The sequence below is a fragment of the Pantoea septica genome (genome assembly GCF_002095575.1).
GTDB classification, from domain to species: domain Bacteria; phylum Pseudomonadota; class Gammaproteobacteria; order Enterobacterales; family Enterobacteriaceae; genus Pantoea; species Pantoea septica.
The window spans coordinates 1-15,833 of record NZ_MLJJ01000057.1 but is presented as its reverse complement, the minus strand read 5'-3'; the positions used below and the strand labels follow the sequence as shown (position 1 = coordinate 15,833).

18 protein-coding genes are annotated in these 15,833 nt (G+C 44.6%); 10 read left to right on the top strand and 8 right to left on the bottom strand.

Translation table 11 applies throughout. The annotated features are described in order from the left end of the window. A partial coding sequence (locus HA46_RS19815; protein ID WP_143807688.1) for an IS1 family transposase occupies positions 1-227 on the bottom strand: 227 nt, incomplete at its 3' end. Positions 228-467: 240 nt separating this feature from the next. Here HA46_RS19815 and HA46_RS19805 point away from each other — a divergent pair. Both HA46_RS19805 and HA46_RS19800 read left to right on the top strand, forming a co-directional pair. Next, positions 468-1,076, top strand: a complete 609-nt coding sequence (locus HA46_RS19805) for a DsrE family protein (protein ID WP_084886281.1) — start codon at positions 468-470, stop codon at positions 1,074-1,076. A gap of 851 nt (positions 1,077-1,927) precedes the next feature. Beyond that, entirely contained in the window at positions 1,928-2,101 is a 174-nt protein-coding gene (locus tag HA46_RS19800; RefSeq protein WP_244277551.1) for a hypothetical protein, read from the top strand. Between the two features lie 55 nt (positions 2,102-2,156). Here the strand turns inward: HA46_RS19800 and HA46_RS19795 are convergent, their stop codons facing one another. The 3 genes from HA46_RS19795 to HA46_RS21600 all read right to left on the bottom strand — a co-directional run bounded on the left by HA46_RS19795 (position 2,157) and on the right by HA46_RS21600 (position 3,892). Then, a complete protein-coding gene (locus HA46_RS19795; protein WP_143807687.1) occupies positions 2,157-2,543 on the bottom strand; it encodes a hypothetical protein in 387 nt (128 codons plus the stop codon). A 450-nt stretch (positions 2,544-2,993) separates the two neighbouring features. Next, entirely contained in the window at positions 2,994-3,473 is a 480-nt protein-coding gene (locus HA46_RS21605; protein WP_280174265.1) for a hypothetical protein, read from the bottom strand. Continuing rightward, on the bottom strand, positions 3,470-3,892 hold the full coding sequence (locus HA46_RS21600; protein ID WP_280174264.1) for a RepB family plasmid replication initiator protein: 423 nt from the start codon (positions 3,890-3,892) through the stop codon (positions 3,470-3,472). The genes HA46_RS21605 and HA46_RS21600 overlap by 4 nt, the downstream gene beginning before the upstream one ends. 416 nt (positions 3,893-4,308) lie before the next feature. On the opposite strand from HA46_RS21600, the gene HA46_RS19785 reads away from it, so the two are divergent. The 3 genes from HA46_RS19785 to HA46_RS19775 are packed head-to-tail and all read left to right on the top strand — an operon-like array spanning position 4,309 to position 6,302. Next, positions 4,309-4,686: a S24 family peptidase gene (locus HA46_RS19785; protein WP_084886276.1), complete on the top strand. Its 378-nt coding sequence runs from the start codon at positions 4,309-4,311 to the stop codon at positions 4,684-4,686. 59 nt (positions 4,687-4,745) lie between these two features. Then, on the top strand, positions 4,746-6,005 hold the full coding sequence (umuC, locus tag HA46_RS19780; protein ID WP_084886274.1) for a translesion error-prone DNA polymerase V subunit UmuC: 1,260 nt from the start codon (positions 4,746-4,748) through the stop codon (positions 6,003-6,005). 39 nt (positions 6,006-6,044) lie between these two features. After that, positions 6,045-6,302: a DNA polymerase III subunit theta gene (locus HA46_RS19775; protein WP_084886289.1), complete on the top strand. Its 258-nt coding sequence runs from the start codon at positions 6,045-6,047 to the stop codon at positions 6,300-6,302. Between the two features lie 5 nt (positions 6,303-6,307). Here the strand turns inward: HA46_RS19775 and HA46_RS19770 are convergent, their stop codons facing one another. Together HA46_RS19770 and HA46_RS19765 are read right to left on the bottom strand one after the other, a co-directional pair. Next, positions 6,308-7,627 (bottom strand): DUF1173 family protein, encoded by a 1,320-nt coding sequence (locus HA46_RS19770; RefSeq protein ID WP_084886271.1) that lies wholly within the window; start codon positions 7,625-7,627, stop codon positions 6,308-6,310. A gap of 88 nt (positions 7,628-7,715) precedes the next feature. Then, on the bottom strand, positions 7,716-8,309 hold the full coding sequence (locus tag HA46_RS19765; protein WP_084886268.1) for a recombinase family protein: 594 nt from the start codon (positions 8,307-8,309) through the stop codon (positions 7,716-7,718). A gap of 297 nt (positions 8,310-8,606) precedes the next feature. On the opposite strand from HA46_RS19765, the gene gapS6a reads away from it, so the two are divergent. The 3 genes from gapS6a to HA46_RS19750 all read left to right on the top strand — a co-directional run bounded on the left by gapS6a (position 8,607) and on the right by HA46_RS19750 (position 12,711). Next, positions 8,607-8,930 carry a GapS6a family protein gene (gene gapS6a / locus HA46_RS19760; protein WP_084886266.1) on the top strand — a complete coding sequence of 108 codons (324 nt, stop codon included), beginning with the start codon at positions 8,607-8,609 and terminating at the stop codon, positions 8,928-8,930. Positions 8,931-9,265: 335 nt separating this feature from the next. After that, the gene (locus HA46_RS19755; RefSeq protein ID WP_084886264.1) at positions 9,266-12,265 is read left to right on the top strand and encodes a hypothetical protein; all 3,000 of its coding nucleotides are present in this window, start codon (positions 9,266-9,268) and stop codon (positions 12,263-12,265) included. A gap of 203 nt (positions 12,266-12,468) precedes the next feature. Continuing rightward, positions 12,469-12,711 carry a hypothetical protein gene (locus HA46_RS19750; RefSeq protein WP_084886261.1) on the top strand — a complete coding sequence of 81 codons (243 nt, stop codon included), beginning with the start codon at positions 12,469-12,471 and terminating at the stop codon, positions 12,709-12,711. A gap of 2 nt (positions 12,712-12,713) precedes the next feature. Here the strand turns inward: HA46_RS19750 and HA46_RS21005 are convergent, their stop codons facing one another. Further along, positions 12,714-13,298, bottom strand: coding sequence for a DUF2726 domain-containing protein (locus HA46_RS21005; RefSeq protein WP_143807686.1), 585 nt, complete (start codon positions 13,296-13,298; stop codon positions 12,714-12,716). 268 nt (positions 13,299-13,566) lie between these two features. On the opposite strand from HA46_RS21005, the gene HA46_RS19740 reads away from it, so the two are divergent. Both HA46_RS19740 and HA46_RS19735 read left to right on the top strand, forming a co-directional pair. Continuing rightward, positions 13,567-14,250: a ParA family protein gene (locus HA46_RS19740; protein ID WP_084886258.1), complete on the top strand. Its 684-nt coding sequence runs from the start codon at positions 13,567-13,569 to the stop codon at positions 14,248-14,250. A 56-nt stretch (positions 14,251-14,306) separates the two neighbouring features. After that, positions 14,307-14,654 carry a molecular chaperone gene (locus HA46_RS19735; protein WP_084886285.1) on the top strand — a complete coding sequence of 116 codons (348 nt, stop codon included), beginning with the start codon at positions 14,307-14,309 and terminating at the stop codon, positions 14,652-14,654. 530 nt (positions 14,655-15,184) lie between these two features. Here HA46_RS19735 and HA46_RS19725 read toward each other — a convergent pair. After that, positions 15,185-15,833: DinB/UmuC family translesion DNA polymerase (locus HA46_RS19725; RefSeq protein ID WP_143807685.1), on the bottom strand; the 649-nt coding region annotated here is incomplete at its 5' end.

Here is a 15,833-nt window from a genome sequence, read left to right as displayed (position 1 = left end):
CCAACGCCCATAATGCGGGCGGTTGCCCGGCATCCAGCGCCATTCATGGCCATATCAATGATTTTCTGGTGCGTACCGGGTTGAGAGGCGGTGTATGTGAACTGTAACTGCCATGTTTTACGGCAGTGAGAGCAGAGATAGCGCTGATGTCCGGCAGTACTTTTACCGTTACGCACCACCCCGTCAGTAGCTGAACAGGAGGGACAGCTGATAGAAACAGAAGCCACTGGAGCACCTCAAAAACACCATCATACACTAAATCAGTAAGTTGGCAGCATCACCCAGACTGATTAACGGTAAGTCCGTTTTTGTTCTTCTGCTTAAGAATAATCTCAAAACATAAAACAGAGCGGTATTAAAGAATAAAGCCAATTTACGGCTCGCTAGCTAATGTCATAACATTTTTGTTAATTGACTTCTCAACTAATATAAACACGGCGCTTGGGCTCAAGCCGCCAGGGGGAAACATGCGTGCTGTTATAACTGGAGCGCTCATTGCAATCACGAGCGGGCTTACGGGAGCTGCGCTTACTAATAATCATTTTCTATTCAATACCCTGCCTGATTCTTCTGTCAGCGTTTCAAAAGAGCAACCTGCTGGCTTTTGGGAGACGCCAGCGGTGAAAGGCTATGGCGAAATTCACTATGACCGCAGTGCTGCCTTTCAGCCTACTCCAGACCTGAATAATAAAATTGTTTTCAAAGTGGGCAAGGCCGGAGCTAACGCCTCATTGCCGAATCCGGCACTGGAAAAAGTTGCGCAGGTGGTTAACCTCTATGTGGCAGCTGGGGTTCCAGTAAACAAACTCAATTTTGTCGTTGCGGTGAACGGCGGAGCAACGCCGGCGATGCTTGATAATGTTTATTATCAAAAAATATTTGGCACTGACAATCCAAACCTCAAGCTCATTTCGGCCCTTCAAAGCCAGGGCGTTAAGGTGAGTATATGCGATCAGGCTATCGCCTGGCATCATTATAGAAAGGACTGGATCGCTGGTTCGGTTATACATACGCCTTCCGCACTGACCACAGTAACAACTCTACAAAACAGCGGTTATGCCTACCTGGAAATGTAAAGCGAGCTTCATGGTGGGCTGGAGAGCGTTGAAAGCGGGTTGCTTGCTGAAATGAATCCGCTCACCCGTAACGCTTGATACCGAACGATGACATTACGTCCGCTTTTCGCTCATAGCGGACAGTTCACGGTTTTGGACCTGCTTAGTTCCAGAAGCGGACGCCAGGAGTGGTTATTTGCTGCAACAGGTAAAGTTCGATCTATAGCCGATATTGCCGAACCACCGCGCAGAAACGAAAAAAGGCAGGGTGGTTAACCCCTGCCTTTGTTCAAGTTCCTTCAGCCCTTACGGGCGTCCGGTCAGTTGCTTGACGGCAACGATAATCTGCAATGTAACGTGAATTATCTTCAGCGCTACTAGGATAGTAGCCAGACTTATCACTTCGGCAGCCTCCTGTTAAGGAGAGCGCCACACGGCGCAGGTGCTTTTGGGTTACCCCCCTACGTCGCGCACCGGTAGTTAGCAGGTACAAGCAGCACTCTTTAGGTGGAAGCAGACCGGACAGCACCACCTGTTTCCGGCCGGGGTAAATCTCTGCGCGACTGAGCTTTAACCCACTTTTGAGAGGCTGCAACAGCGTAGCGCTGCCAACTACGACGAGTATAAGGCTGTGCGGTACGGGCCGCAACGTTGACCGAATCGTCAATCAGCGTTAATATTGAGCACAGTTAGCAGGTACAAGCAGCACCGTACCGGCAGTGGTCACCAGCCGCACCCGGTACAGAAAATTAACTCGGTTCACCAGACCGGGTTTTTTTTCGCCTCAAAGATGCCGTTTCAGGTACACGGGCGGGAGATTTCCTGATGCAGAAAGCTGAAGATGACGAAATCGAATCGACTTACTGGAAAGCATGCAGGCTCACCGGCATGATTTGTTTGAGCAGAGCGGGGATGGCAAGGAAATCAGCCGAGAGAAGATCAAACGTGAACTCGTGCTTTTGCTTAAACAACAGATTTATAGAACCGGGGAAGCAGAACCGGCGCTCATCTTTGCAATCGAGCAGCTGATGGAACCGCCAGTTTAATACGGCAAGAAGCACTTCCGGGGCTTACAGCTTGAAGACTCCAGAAACGTCAAAATCAAACGTTGTGCGCTGACAGCAGTTTGTTTATCTCTTTACCCTTCCCTACACGGAAATCGAATGCATACGTACAGTCCTTTGCAGACAGAACGCGATACAGCTCGTAGATAAGATCCCGATTAGGCCCCTCACCAGTTTCAGCCTTTTCCAGTGCCAGCGGTGAGGCGGTAATGAATACCACATGGTGAGGGCTATCGAGATGCAGTACAGCATCAATCATGCCCTGAATCTGGCTGCGCTTATAAGTAGTGTTTTCATAGTTAAAGATAACCGGCGTTTTTCGGGAACCCTGCTCAATCAGGACGCGTGCAAAACCGAGCCGTGTATCTGAGTTTCCACTGCCTGTTACGTAGATATGGGCTGTTTTCATTAAGTTACTTGTCAAAGTATTCCTCGGGTAACACATCAAAACGAGCTACAGCAGCTCTTCTTATGCCGATGTTTATAAACTGGAGAATCATTGCAGCTCAGAATGTTTATAAACAGGAATGCTTGTTAGGCGCGATGTATGCAAACTGGATAACCCCATGAGTATCGGAGCTCACGATCTCAGTCTAAGGATGACAAGCCATTTAAGTGTTTATAAACAGGAAAAGTATCTCTGATACCTCAAATGGAACGAACCGTGTGCCTTAGTTTATCCAGTTTATAAACACTTTTTTCTAAGTCAGCCAGTAAGAGGCCGTGCTCACCAGTTTATAAACATAAAGCACGCTTGGATTGAGAATGCCTAAAGTGTTTGAGGTGCTGATTACCTGTTTACAAACATAAAACTGCGATTGGTCATCGATTACGTACTAACTTATCCGATTTATAAACATATCCTCAGACGCTTCTACTGAGTGAAATCGGTTAAAAAGTCAATATCTTCAATGCCTTTACAGCGTGAGTTGCGGCTGTGTATGTTCAGATACCACTCTTTGCCTTTTTTTATCACTGAGCCATCAAGATAACCTGTTAACTGCAAGTCTTCGATAGCCTTCTTGATGGTGCGATTTTGCTGCGCATCTGCAGAGGTGAGCAACAAACGTTTCTTAATGCGTGTGAAGGAAAGAGGTAGCGGCTTCTGTGGCAAGCTTTCAATAAAAGTGTAAAGCGCCTGGGCAGAACCTTTGTTTGCAAGACGTCTGAGAACAATCATCTGAAGCAAAACCTGATTATCGATACGGTAAAGCTCCCAAAGCGATTCATCTGCCTGAAGCTTGATTGTATCTGCTTCAATATCGTACTGCCCACGTTGAAGTAAACCAGTAACTGTATGTTTACTTTTGTTTTTTGAAGAAAGACTGATCGTTGTGCCTCGTAAACGTGTCAACGATTCCGAGATACGAGTACGTAGAACAGTTGTTTTTCTTTATCAGGATAGCCAGCGAATGATGCGAATTGTGTAAAGGGCAGCTCGATTGAATTGGTAGCTTCACCATACCGGCTAAAGGAAACGATGATAGCAACCCATACTTTGAAATCTGTCTCCATCGATAAGCGGGGACCAGAAATCCTTATATCGGAATAGCCTTCAGCCTGCGCCAGTTCGAGCTCAGCCAGCTCTTTAGATGCATCTATCGTGACACTCTCAACATTGGCACCTTTCCGCTTGAGAGTAGGAACGAAGAGGCCGAGGCGCATCAGTGCAACTGGCTGGACGGTACTGTTACTGGTTGGGGTTAACTTTTTGCCAGTAGTGCTGACGCTCAATACGTCATTAAGATGTAAGACTTTGTTTTTACTATCCATATTAGAATTTACCCACAGGCTGAAAAACTGATTGAGTAGCTGAGGTGTGCATCCAGTTTACAAACATTTATCTTCCCGTTTATAAACACACTTTTCCCGTAAGTAAACATTTTTATCCCGTTTACAAACATTTTTTTCCAGTTTATAAACATCAGATCGTCTCTTCAGGCCTTGCCACATAAGGGTTTAACCGAGCCTGGATCTTTATGGTCCTATAAGGATCTATACGGATAATTAATTGGATCTAGCCTGTGGAGATGTGGATAAAACCTTAAAAAGCTTCTGAAGATGAAACCTAAAATCTCTAACGCGCCTCCGGCTTGTTCAACTGCCATGAAGCCACAAAAAATTTGAGGCTTACATGGCAGTTACTGTAAAACCAACTAACTCATATCTCGATTATTTAGGAGCTGCGCATGGCATTTCAAAACCCTGCACAAAACTTTGCAGAACAGCGGCTCAGTCTGGGCGATCTGGTCACGCTATCTCCTCATTCTACTTTCCTTGTGCGTAGCGACAGCAGCTATCCTGAAGCAGGAATAATGCAGGGCTCAGTTCTGGCCATCGATCGTGCGCTCACCCCGCAACACCGACACATCATTGTCGCTGAGATTGAAGGAGAGCTCGTGCTTCGCAGGCTTCTTATAAACCCCGTACCGGCGCTGCAAGAGCTAAAAGGCGATGAGACTATTACTCTGCTCGATGAAAGTCAGGAACTGCCTGTCTGGGGCGTTGTAGCCTATGCACTTACCGATGTAGCAGGACTGGGGTTCAATCATCCGCCAGGTGAATGAACCAGATAAGCTATGGGGTGTATAAGCTGTAATGAGCGAGAACAGCCGGAGTTAAAAAAATGTTCGCACTGGCCGATGCCAATAATTTCTACGCGTCCTGCGAAACGGTGTTTCGACCCGATTTGCGCGGTAAACCCATATGCGTAGTGTCAAATAATGATGGCTGCGTGATTGCCCGTTCTGCAGAAGCCAAGCGCATGGGTATCAAAATGGGTGCCCCGCTGTTTAAAAATGAGCGCTACTTTCGGGAGAATGGCGTTCATATCTTCAGCTCTAACTACGCTTTATATGGCGACATGTCCGCCAGAATGATGGCCATCCTGGGTGAAATGGCGCCTGGACAAGAGATTTACTCAATAGATGAGTCATTTCTGGATGTCAGCGGTATCGCCGCGTACATGCCCCTGGAAGAATTCGGGCGGCAAATGCGTGATCGGATAAAGAAAGAGATCGGGCTAACGATTGGCGTAGGATTTGGTCCATCCAAGACGCTGGCCAAGCTGGCAAATTTTGCTGCTAAAAAATGGACGCGAACAGGAGGTATCGTCGATTTAACCAGCCCGGATCGCCAGAGAAAATTACTCGCACTGGTAAGCGTCGATGACATCTGGGGAATTGGTGGCAGGCTGAGTAAGCGACTGCATACGATGGGGATTAGTACAGCGCTCCAGCTGGCTGACAGTAACATCAGCATGATTCGGAAAAGCTTCGATGTGATAGTTGAGCGTACGGTTCGCGAACTTAACGGTGAATCCTGTCTGGCTCTTGAAGATGCCCCTCCGCCAAAGCAGCAGATTGTTGTGAGCCGCAGTTTCGGACAGCGTGTAACCAGTATCGAAGACCTGCAGCAGGCTGTCGTAACGCACGCCACGCGTGCCAGTGAAAAGCTCAGAGAGCAGGGCTCAAAGTGTCAGCACGTCAGTGTGTCAGTCAATACAGGGCGATACGGAAACGAACCACAGTATGCCAACTCAGCGGCTATGACGTGCGAATATCCAACCAGTGACACCCGGGATATTATCGGCCTGGCATTACGTGCTCTCGACGCAATATGGCGCGACGGTTACCGGTACGCAAAAGCGGGCGTCACCCTGGGAGATTTTTACCAGTCAGGTGTCGCACAGCTGGATATGTTTAGTCAGCAGCTGCCGCGCGCAAACGCGGATGCTCTGATGTCTGCTGTAGATCAGATAAACCGTTCGGGGCTGGGTAAGGTGTGGTTTGCAGGACAGGGAACAGACAACGTATGGAAAATGAAACGCGAAATGCTTTCTCCACGTTACACCACCTGCCTGAGCGAAACTTTGCGAGTAAAGTAACGTGTGTGCTCACAGGTAAAATGCAAAAGGAACTAAATGATGACTGAACGCAGCGAGAACAATATAGCCCGGCGATCGACCGAGGAGCGTGAACGGGTCAATATTGATCTGGCTGCTTCCGGCGTTGCATATAAAGAGCGCATGAATATGCCGGTGCTGGCTGCTGAAGTTGAACGTCAGCAGCCAGAACAGTGGCGCGAATACTTCCGTGAACGACTGACTTTTTACAGGAATGCTGCACTGCAGTTCCCTCGCGGGAATGATCCTGTTTATGCAAAGCCGGAAGCTGATAAATAGGCTTTTTAACCTTTAACCGGAAACGCTGGAATGTTACTTAAGGCATCAGCTTTATGCGCATCCCAGCTCCACCAGTTACCCTCCCCGTACTCTTCGCGATAATGCTCAAGCTTCACAGCTTTACGTTCCAGGTAATCTGGTGTGTTCATGCCGAATACCTCAAGCGGCACGATCTCCCGGCCAGGCACGTCTTTCAGCAGGAAATCAGGAAACACGTCTGCCTCACCGTCATAGCGCAAAGGCTTAATGAAATGACGTTTTTCCTGCCAGAGTTTTTCCTCAATGACACCTTCCCATGACGAATCGAGAGGAATAAATCTGGGGCTGACTGTCATCAGCGCCGCATCAATGACGGTACAGGTGTTGTAGGGAACAGGTTTGCCGTCACGCTGCCTGAATTTTTTTACCGGCGGATCGGTTTCAGCTATCAGCATAACTTTTTGCCCGCGGCGCCAGTCGCCCAGCTCGCGAGAAAAGCTCCGGTTAAGCCGGCTGATCAAATCTGCCGGCACATCAAGAGACGGAAAGCCCGCCGCCTCAGCGAGCGGAAGCGTGCCGTTCAGGCAGCCCTCTTCCTCAGTTTTGCATGACTTCAGGCTGGTAATCATTACGAGACGCTTGTTTGACGCAGCTGCCGCATCAATCGTTGCCCAGTTGTTCCTGATCTCCTGCGTACCTGGTCGCGCCATTATGACCAGAACAGATTTCAGAAGAGTTTTCCCAATGCTGATTTTTTCTGCAACCTGCTTCAGGCGCCATGCAGCCCAGGCATTATCGCGGGTACGCTTGTCAAAATTAGGATGCCAGTGATTAATTTCTGCCTGTTCCCACATGAAGTGAAGCAGGCCAAGAAGACGCATAGCTGGCTGTCGTTTGCGTTTTCCTTCTGCTCTTGTATCTGTTGGCTGCGCCGTCGCATCGCGCTCCGTAGCCGCTTTTTTTTGTAGCCCGGTAGGTAATTTGATACGGAAATGACCTGGAGAGACGGCCTTTACTACGTCTGAGGTGTAAATCTCACCCTGCTTTTCATCTGCCCATACAGAATAGAAACGACAGTCCGGTGCGTGTTCTGAACCACTGTAGGACCAGCGAGCCAGCCAGTAATTATCATGCGTGGAGGAATAGCAGGCTTTAAGGCGGCGGCGGTTTTCGCCTTCGCCGTCCTTCATGCACTGGCAGGTAATCAGCGTCGTTGCTTTGTTCTGTCGTGCAAACCGAATGTAGTGTTTGAATGTCTCTGCCTGATCCTTCTGAAATGAGGCATCACACTCAACGCTTTTTAACTGTCCCGTGAAGCAGACAGGATATGTTTTGATGTCTGACATATTTGCGTCCTCTCTGAGTCATGGCGTGGCGAGATAGCGCTCATCAGGTAATCCTGATCGCCTGCCATTCCGTTTTTTGAATTCCGTTTTACGCGTCGTCTCCGCCAGGCCGGGACGCTTTAATCCTGAGTATGGTTTGCCGCGTAGTTTCAAATTTACGCGCTATCGCACTGATGCTTTCGCCTGCATCAATTCGCGCATGAACTTCAAGCTTTTGTTCGTCGTTAAGCGCAGGAGGACGGCCAAATCTTTTACCGGACGCCTTTGCCCTGGCGATGCCTGCATGGGTACGCTCAAGGAGCAAATCTCGCTCAAACTCAGCGACTGCTGAGATCACCTGCATCGTCATTTTGCCGGCCGGACTGGTCAGGTCTACTCCACCAAGCGCGAGGCAGTGCACACGAATTTCTGATGCAGCAAGAAGCTCGACAGTTTTTCTGATGTCCATTGCATTACGCCCGAGGCGATCGAGCTTTGTCACAATCAGGACGTCACCATTTTCCATCCTGTCGAGTAGTCGCATAAATCCGGGGCGTTCGGCAGCTGCAACCGAGCCACTGACGTATTCCTCTAACAGACGTTGGGGGCGAATGGCAAAACCAGCAGCCTCGATCTCTCGACGCTGGTTTTCGGTGTTCTGTTCCAGGGTTGAAACCCTGCAGTAAGCAAAAACTCGTGACATAGGGTTACTACATGTACTAAATAGGTGTACTTATTGTAACGCATGTACGAATTTAAAAACACTGACTTCCGTACATATGCTGTGATGGGTGTCCGAAAACGACCATATTAGTACACATGTTGACAGGAATAGTTACAGCGAGAAAAAGTAAACAAGAAAACTGTTATTCAGCTATGCAATAAAGGACTTCAATACAAATTCCTAACATAAGCGTTGAAAATGCATAGGATTAGTCTTAGGTTAGATTGGTGGCAAGCGTGTCTGGCGAATGTATACAAATAGCTTAAGGAATTGAAGATGGAACCTATAACTACTGCGATTTTAGCTAGAGGAATTTATGACCTCATACAGGCAAGCGTTTCATGGTCAAAAGATGCGTTAAAAGAAAAACTGCGTACGTTTATTAACGATGAAACAAAAATAGAAGAGCTAGCTCAGAAGATTGAAAAAATTGAAGTTAATGAAGACATGAGTGAAAAAGCTATTGAAAAGAAATTAGTGATTGATCCAGAAATACTTGAGATTATAAAGTCAATAAAAGATGAAGAAAAAGTGAGTGTTAAACAGCAGCACTTTGGTTCGGGTGATAATGTTGGACGAGATAAGATAGTCAAAGGATAGAAAATGTCAGATAACGCTTCGTCACAAACTCATTTTGGAAGTGGTGATAATGTTGCAAACAACAAGTTGGTTTTCGAAACGTACGTATCATTTATAAGCGAAACGGTGCCAGAAAACCTTCAAACCCCAATAAAAAACATTCTAAAAAAATAACAAATAGAAAGTTTATTAGTGCTAGAGAAGGCATTAACGTTATTTCAGGGATTAATAATTTAAGTGAGGAAATTAAAGAGCTTCTAAAGCTTCTGGTTGTTAAATGTGATATAAGTGAAAATCCTGATGGAGCTAATGATTTAGGTTTATTGCAAGATATTTTTACCAGCTCAAGAAATCTTATGATAAAGGATCTAGCCCTATCTCTGCTTTTTAGAAGTGAAGTGCTAAAGTTTGGATTAGATTATGCTGAGAGACGGTTCAAAGACATATCATGTGTAGGGCCCTTTAGTAGAGCAGCTGCATTTCATCTTTTCTTTGAAAAAAAAGAGCTGATTGATATATTTAGAAATAAAACATCTACTTTGACTGAAGAGGAAAGAATTGGGTTAATTAATGGTCTATTCAGAGAACGTTGTTGTGATGAGGCACTAGAAGCTGCGGAAGACCTAAATAGATATTATGATTATTATAATTCTAAAGTCATCCTTTTGTTCGCAAAGTTTTACAAGCTTGACATGTCTCTTAAGGATACAGATTATTTCACCTTAAATCAAAAAAAGAAAAATGAGGTTGTGAATTTAATCGCTGAAGCTATTTCTATTTTTAAACTGAATGAAGAGGTAGATGTAAGGCTTTTCAATATTTTCATTCCAAGCTTAATTTATGTCAAAATGACTCATGCAGAATTAGAAGAACTATGTTTAGAGAATATCGAATATGTTAAATCTTTTAATGAGGATTTTTGTGATGATTTAAAGTTAAAGAATAATAGACGGGATTTTTCAGAAGAACATCCTATTAATATCATAAAAAAAACTGAAGAAAGCAAATCTTTTAAAGATGAAGTATTAGAAAGAATAACTCGCAAAAAGCAAGTTAGTTATAATGAGATGAAAATGGCCAAAGCTTTAATGCCGTTCGATGATTTTAAAAGGTGGGTAGATGAAGGTATAGTTATTGAGGGAGAGTTTACTAGCGTTGGAGAAAAGCTAAATAGAATTTTTGTTGCGGCAATTATTAAAGACAAAGATTTAACTAAAAGGGTTTTAAGCGAAATATCGCAAGAAGATGAAAAAGGCCTACAGCTTGCAAGCTCTGAATTCATAAAAATGCTTGCGGATTCAATGCAGATCATAGGCTTAATTTATGAGTCTTGTAGTTTAATGTTAAAGTATATTAGTGGGTTAAACGAATTTTGGTGTTCGCCTTTTATAGAAACTCTTTTATTTAATCTTTACCGTGCAGCTAGGTATAAAGATTTATTACAGCTTTCACAAAGTGTTAACGAGCAAGATAAAACTATTGACTTTGATAACTTGGTTATTTTTACACACTTATATTTCAATTCTGCTGAAGTGGCTTACAAGTTAATTGAAGACTACAAGCATCAAAAAAATATAGAGTTTATGCGGCTTAGGTTATTGACTTTGATAAAGTTAAATAAGCCAGAGCTTATTTCTCGAGATGTTGATAATTACGACTATTCTTTGTTTTCCCCACCTTCTCCGGTAATCGGGAATTTTGTGGCTTTATTAGTAAATAGTAACCAAATGGCTGCTTTTGAAAAGATAGTGGTTAACTGGTTCATTGATTCTCCGGAAAAAAATTACCGTTACGTATCAGAGGCATGCCTTAGCCTTGTTCTTAATGAAAATAAGGTTGATTTCAATCCTTCATATGATGTTCAAGGATTATCACGCGGTGTTCAATATAGGGATGGTAGTAAGACTCTAACTAAGCTCATATCAAACCAAAAGAGTTTTTCTAATCCATACATTTTAAATCCCGATACAGCTTTAGCGATTAGTTTGACGAACGCCAAAGCAGGAGATAAGTTAAACGTAGGGTTCAAAAGCATTGTAGTAGAGGAAATTCTTCCTCCATATGTGGCGATCCATAGATTAGCTATTCAGATTCGAGATGAGTTTAACGATGGTTCTGACTCATTTCAAACTTTTAATGTTTCAAGCGATCCTGAAGAATTGATGCTGCAGTTAAAAAGAAGTCTTTCAGTTAAACAATCGAGCGTCGAATCCTTACAAAGAATTATCAGTAATGATATAGCCCCCTTAAGCTTTAGAATGTTTTTAATTGAGAAGAGCGACCATGTGAAAGCTGCTTTGTCATTGCTTCTTAATAAAAACTCTTCTATGAAGGGATTTGTTGATTCTGGTGAGGAACACAGCGAAGCTTTCTGCACAGATTTAATAACAATTGTCTACTCTTGCTTAACTTCATTTTCTAAGTTCTTTATAGAAAAAAACATAAAATTGTATATAATGCAGGAGGATATAGACGCTATCAATAACTGGATTGAACGGATTGATAGAGATAAGTACATGGTTCTGGGTGAATCTGAATCAGGTGAAATGTTTTTTAATACAGCCGAAACAATAAGAGAGCACTTTGGTTCTTTTTTAGGTAACCTCAGAGATGTATGTTCAATTTTATATCCACTAAACATAATTCCTGATAACTATAGTCAAGAAACAATAGCTCTTGCGGAGTCATTTGGACAAAACTATCCTAAGCAAGTTTATGCTTATAAAAACTGTGGTTTATCCTATCTTTCCATTGACTCACAAAACTGCTTTTTGACTAAAAGTCTTGTTCCAATAAATTTGGCCAATTCCAGTAAAATATTCCATGATGCTAGAGATTATGTTGCCTTTTCTGAACGGGAGGAAGGCTTGTTCTTGCATATTCATGGGGCTATGCCTTACCCATTAATGATTGATGATTTTGTTAAACTATCAACGTCTGAAAATGATAAAAATGGTCTGCATTTATCATCGCTCATTAAAAAATATGCGGGTGGTTATAATAATAATATCAAACTACCGCATTTAATGGCGGCTTTAATGGCTAATTATTGTGATAAGTCACTAAATGACTGGAATTTAAATGGATTGCTTTATGTAAATAAACCATTTGGGCCTAGGGTTGATAGAGTTTTTAATGCTGCAGCTAAGGCTATTATTTCAAGTAATGAGCCAGGAGATAAAGAAACCAAAATTGCTAAGTTTTTCGTATCTTTATTTTTTTATAATAACTATGTCAAAGGCTTTGTAAGACTTGTGAATCATCTGGCCTATGATTTTTGCAGAGGTCATTTTTTAAATGTGCCACGTGTTAAAAAGCAAATCGGGAGAGTTCTAAGAGGAAATGTTAAATTATAATGTACGCCCCCTCAAGGTGAGGGGGTTAACGGTTTTTATTCGTTTACGCTTTGTTGTTAATGTCGTGCTGATATATTAATAAGTTAAAGCGTTTGCCGAACAATCGCGGAATTACCCTAAAAAAACACTCTAAGCTGCCGATTTAAGTTCTGTACATTGAGCTCAGTTCAGCTCACGAACACTTAGTATCATAGGGCTTTAGTATGTTTTCACAGACACAGCTGCAGGACTTAGCGGGCGAACAGCTTGACCTTTATATGGACTGGTTATTGCAGGAAATCAGCCGCTGCGATGCAGAAGCTGATGACTGCTCACGCGAGATCAAGAATGAGGTGTTTCACAGGATCAAGCAACGCATGCTGCATCAGGAATTAAGGCAGCACCGCAGGGAGCTGCGGCGCGTGCTTGATGAAAAGAAAAGACGGCTTCACTGGTGGTGTCACTGACGTCAGGCTGCTCTTGGGTGCAAATGGTTACTGATGGCTTCTATATCCGCATTTGTGTAGCTTTCAGATAGCTCGATGAATGCTATTCCTGCACTGCTACATGCTTCACGTTTGACCGCGTCGCGCACAATGGCGTCGCCTTTAAAGTGGCCACTTCCATGATACTCAACAACGGCTATCGGCTGCCCTGACCAGTCTATGATCACGAAGTCTGCCCGCTTGCTGTTAATCGCCAGGTAAGCCTGCTTATCATCCGAGCCAAGAATCTCACCGAGTGATACCTGGGAGAATACGCGGTAGCCACGATGTGATGCTGAAAGCAACTTTTCAAGCCTGCAAAATACGCCGTATTCACTTTTATTCATCAGTGGGCGCTTATAAAATTCGTTGCCCCTGACCGTAACCAGCTGGCGTTCTGCTACAGACTGCTCCCTGACAACCTCCGGAGCACGGTCATAACTTTCACGCTTCGGTGGCTGATAATCTGTTTTGCGTTTGTATACGCTCCCCTTCCGTTTACGTTTTCCACCTGAAACCAGGTAAGCGATCACAGCGATAGCGATCAAAAACCAGAAAAACATATCCATATATCTTCTCCAAAAAAACCGAAAGAAACGCAGGTATCTTACTGAGATAACCACGCCTGAAAAACCGATTGTACCCCTCCCCTGCCTTGGTTCGAAGAGCAATGCTAATGAATATGCGTGTTCTGTTCGTGTATATCTAACACACCTTTTCAATACTAAAAATGTACATTTTTAGTATTCAGTAAGTATTCTTTATTGCACATTGATAGATGTACTGATAAAGTTCTGAACAGATACTGAAAATGTACATTTTAGGGATGGAGAAAGTATGAATAACGCATCAAATCCATACGCGGGAAAAGTTATAGCGGTAGCAATCAAAAAGGGCGGTACGGGCAAATCGCTTATCAGTCTGAATATAGCGCCCGAGCTTAAGCCTGATACTTTTTACGACACTGACCCTACTCCGGCCGTGACGACGTTTAATGGCTTCCGTGATGAAGGTATTCGGTGGAATGTAGTCCGCCTGACCGACGACATGGAAAATGTCGTGGACCGCTTTATCGCCGATGTTCTTGAAGCTAAAGAGAAGGGGCAGACCGTACTGGTTGACTGCGGTGGTTTTGACTCCTCGATCACCCGTGCTGCTGTAGCACTTGCTGATCTCATTATTTCTCCGCTGAAGGATGACCCGTCCGATATTCTGGGCCTTCACGAATTCAGTAAGGTACTGGATGAAATTTCGGCGGAGCTGGGTGAGAAAAAAATTGCCCATGTGGTGATGAATAAGGTCCCGCCAAATCGACGCAATTACAGCGACATCGATAACTACATTGCCCAGTTCGACAATCTCGTCCGGATGGAGACGGCTATTCCGATGGATAAAGCTGCACCGCAGCAGTTTGGTCAGGGGATGGGGGTTGTTGAGCATATGACAACACGCTACAGCAATGTAGGTAACGCTATGCGCTCGCTCTTTTTAGATATGCGCAATGCTATAGAAAAGGTATGATTAAGATATTCAATGAGTATTGAAAATGTACTTTTTAAATATGAATGGTGTATCTGATGGCGAATCCTAAATCAGCAATGTTCGAACGCATTTCACAGCTCTCAAAAAACGCACCTTTGCACGAAGCAGGGAGTTCTGCACCGGCTGAACAACAGCCTGTCGCGGCCGAAGCCGTCAGAACTGCAGAACCAGAGAAGCTGGCTGAAAACGAACCTTCCGGCCCACGCCGTAAAGCGAAAGCTGTGCGCAGAGCCAAAAATGTTCAAATTCCCGAAGATCTCTGGGACGCATATGACTCACTAAAAGAGCGTAACGTCACATCGCTGTTGATGACGCCTTATATACTTGAAGCATTTCGCGAAAAGCTGGCGCGCGATGGCGCGTTTGATAGTAAGAAAGACTGAATATAGCAGGTAATTACCTGAACAGTCTTTAGCACTAAGAAGATACTCTATAAATACATATAATGTACATTTTATGTATTTTATGTGTTCTTTATAAGTATCTCTGTAAGGGGTGGTGAGTATTTCCAGCCTGAGTGATTTAAACATCAATGCGCTTTGCTGATAATGAACAAAGAGAACGCAAATGACTCAGTTAGAAGAGATGTACAGGACGTTCAGGAACGGTGACCCGGTAATCACGGTTACACAGAGCGTAAACATGCTTAAAGGAAATGTACGCAGAAAGCGGCCTGCGTTCGAAGAGTGGCAGCAGCGACTTAACGCCGGTGACAGGTTGCCGCGCGGTCGCTATTTCACTGGTAAAAACCAGGGCTCGTAATGCGTTTTATTGATGAATTTCACCTGGTAAACTCATCCTCGTAAGAGAAAAGGGCAGCAAAATTTTTAGCTGCCCTGATCTATATTGCTGATGCAAATTTAATGCATGAAAAGTATTTAAAATGTACATATTAAATACTTAATAAATCCATTTAGCATACCTTTGCAACTGGTAGCTCCTTCCAGTTCGTCGTCCAGGCTTTACTCAGCATCTCCCGTTTCATCTTCCAGTCGGGGTCAATACCTTTACCCGCAAAGCCTATGCTGTAGCGCCCGGAGCGATTCATCGAATCCATCAGGCTCATCAGCGCTTCACTGCCGGCGCGCGGCGCCTCATCGTCAAACAGGTTGAGCTGCGCCACGCCGTTCGGCCGCAGCTCACTCAGCATGATGCCGGCTTTCGCATAGCGAAAACCCGGGCGCCAGATCGTGTCTAAGGATTTTACCGCCGCCTCGATGATGTTGCGCGTGTCCTGAGTACCTACACGCAGTTTCACAAACGCCGTGTTACCGTAGCCGGGCTGTCCGGTGTCGAAAGGGGAGGTGCGGATAAAAACGGAGATGTGGTGACAGAACTGCCGATCCTCACGAAGCTTTTCCGCCACGCGTTCAGCATACGCGCAGACGGACTGTCGCATCGCGTCATATTCTGTGATGCGCTCGCCGAAGCTGCGGCTCACGACTATCTGTTGTTTGGGCGGGGGCGCATCCTCCATCGGGATGCAGGATTCACCGTTAAGCTCGCGGACCGTTCGCTCCAGTACCACACCGAAATTCTTGCGGATGAAAGAAGGGGAGGTA

Excerpts from the sequence above, each read along its gene's own strand:
- HA46_RS19805 (WP_084886281.1), top strand. The coding sequence starts at position 468 with ATGCGTGCTGTTATAACTGGAGCGCTCATTGCAATCACGAGCGGGCTT.
- HA46_RS19800 (WP_244277551.1), top strand. The coding sequence starts at position 1,928 with ATGCAGGCTCACCGGCATGATTTGTTTGAGCAGAGCGGGGATGGCAAG.
- HA46_RS21600 (WP_280174264.1), bottom strand. The coding sequence starts at position 3,892 with ATGGATAGTAAAAACAAAGTCTTACATCTTAATGACGTATTGAGCGTC.
- HA46_RS19785 (WP_084886276.1), top strand. The coding sequence starts at position 4,309 with ATGGCATTTCAAAACCCTGCACAAAACTTTGCAGAACAGCGGCTCAGT.
- umuC (WP_084886274.1), top strand. The coding sequence starts at position 4,746 with ATGTTCGCACTGGCCGATGCCAATAATTTCTACGCGTCCTGCGAAACG.
- HA46_RS19775 (WP_084886289.1), top strand. The coding sequence starts at position 6,045 with ATGACTGAACGCAGCGAGAACAATATAGCCCGGCGATCGACCGAGGAG.
- HA46_RS19770 (WP_084886271.1), bottom strand. The coding sequence starts at position 7,627 with ATGTCAGACATCAAAACATATCCTGTCTGCTTCACGGGACAGTTAAAA.
- HA46_RS19765 (WP_084886268.1), bottom strand. The coding sequence starts at position 8,309 with ATGTCACGAGTTTTTGCTTACTGCAGGGTTTCAACCCTGGAACAGAAC.
- gapS6a (WP_084886266.1), top strand. The coding sequence starts at position 8,607 with ATGGAACCTATAACTACTGCGATTTTAGCTAGAGGAATTTATGACCTC.
- HA46_RS19755 (WP_084886264.1), top strand. The coding sequence starts at position 9,266 with ATGATAAAGGATCTAGCCCTATCTCTGCTTTTTAGAAGTGAAGTGCTA.
- HA46_RS19750 (WP_084886261.1), top strand. The coding sequence starts at position 12,469 with ATGTTTTCACAGACACAGCTGCAGGACTTAGCGGGCGAACAGCTTGAC.
- HA46_RS21005 (WP_143807686.1), bottom strand. The coding sequence starts at position 13,298 with ATGGATATGTTTTTCTGGTTTTTGATCGCTATCGCTGTGATCGCTTAC.
- HA46_RS19740 (WP_084886258.1), top strand. The coding sequence starts at position 13,567 with ATGAATAACGCATCAAATCCATACGCGGGAAAAGTTATAGCGGTAGCA.
- HA46_RS19735 (WP_084886285.1), top strand. The coding sequence starts at position 14,307 with ATGGCGAATCCTAAATCAGCAATGTTCGAACGCATTTCACAGCTCTCA.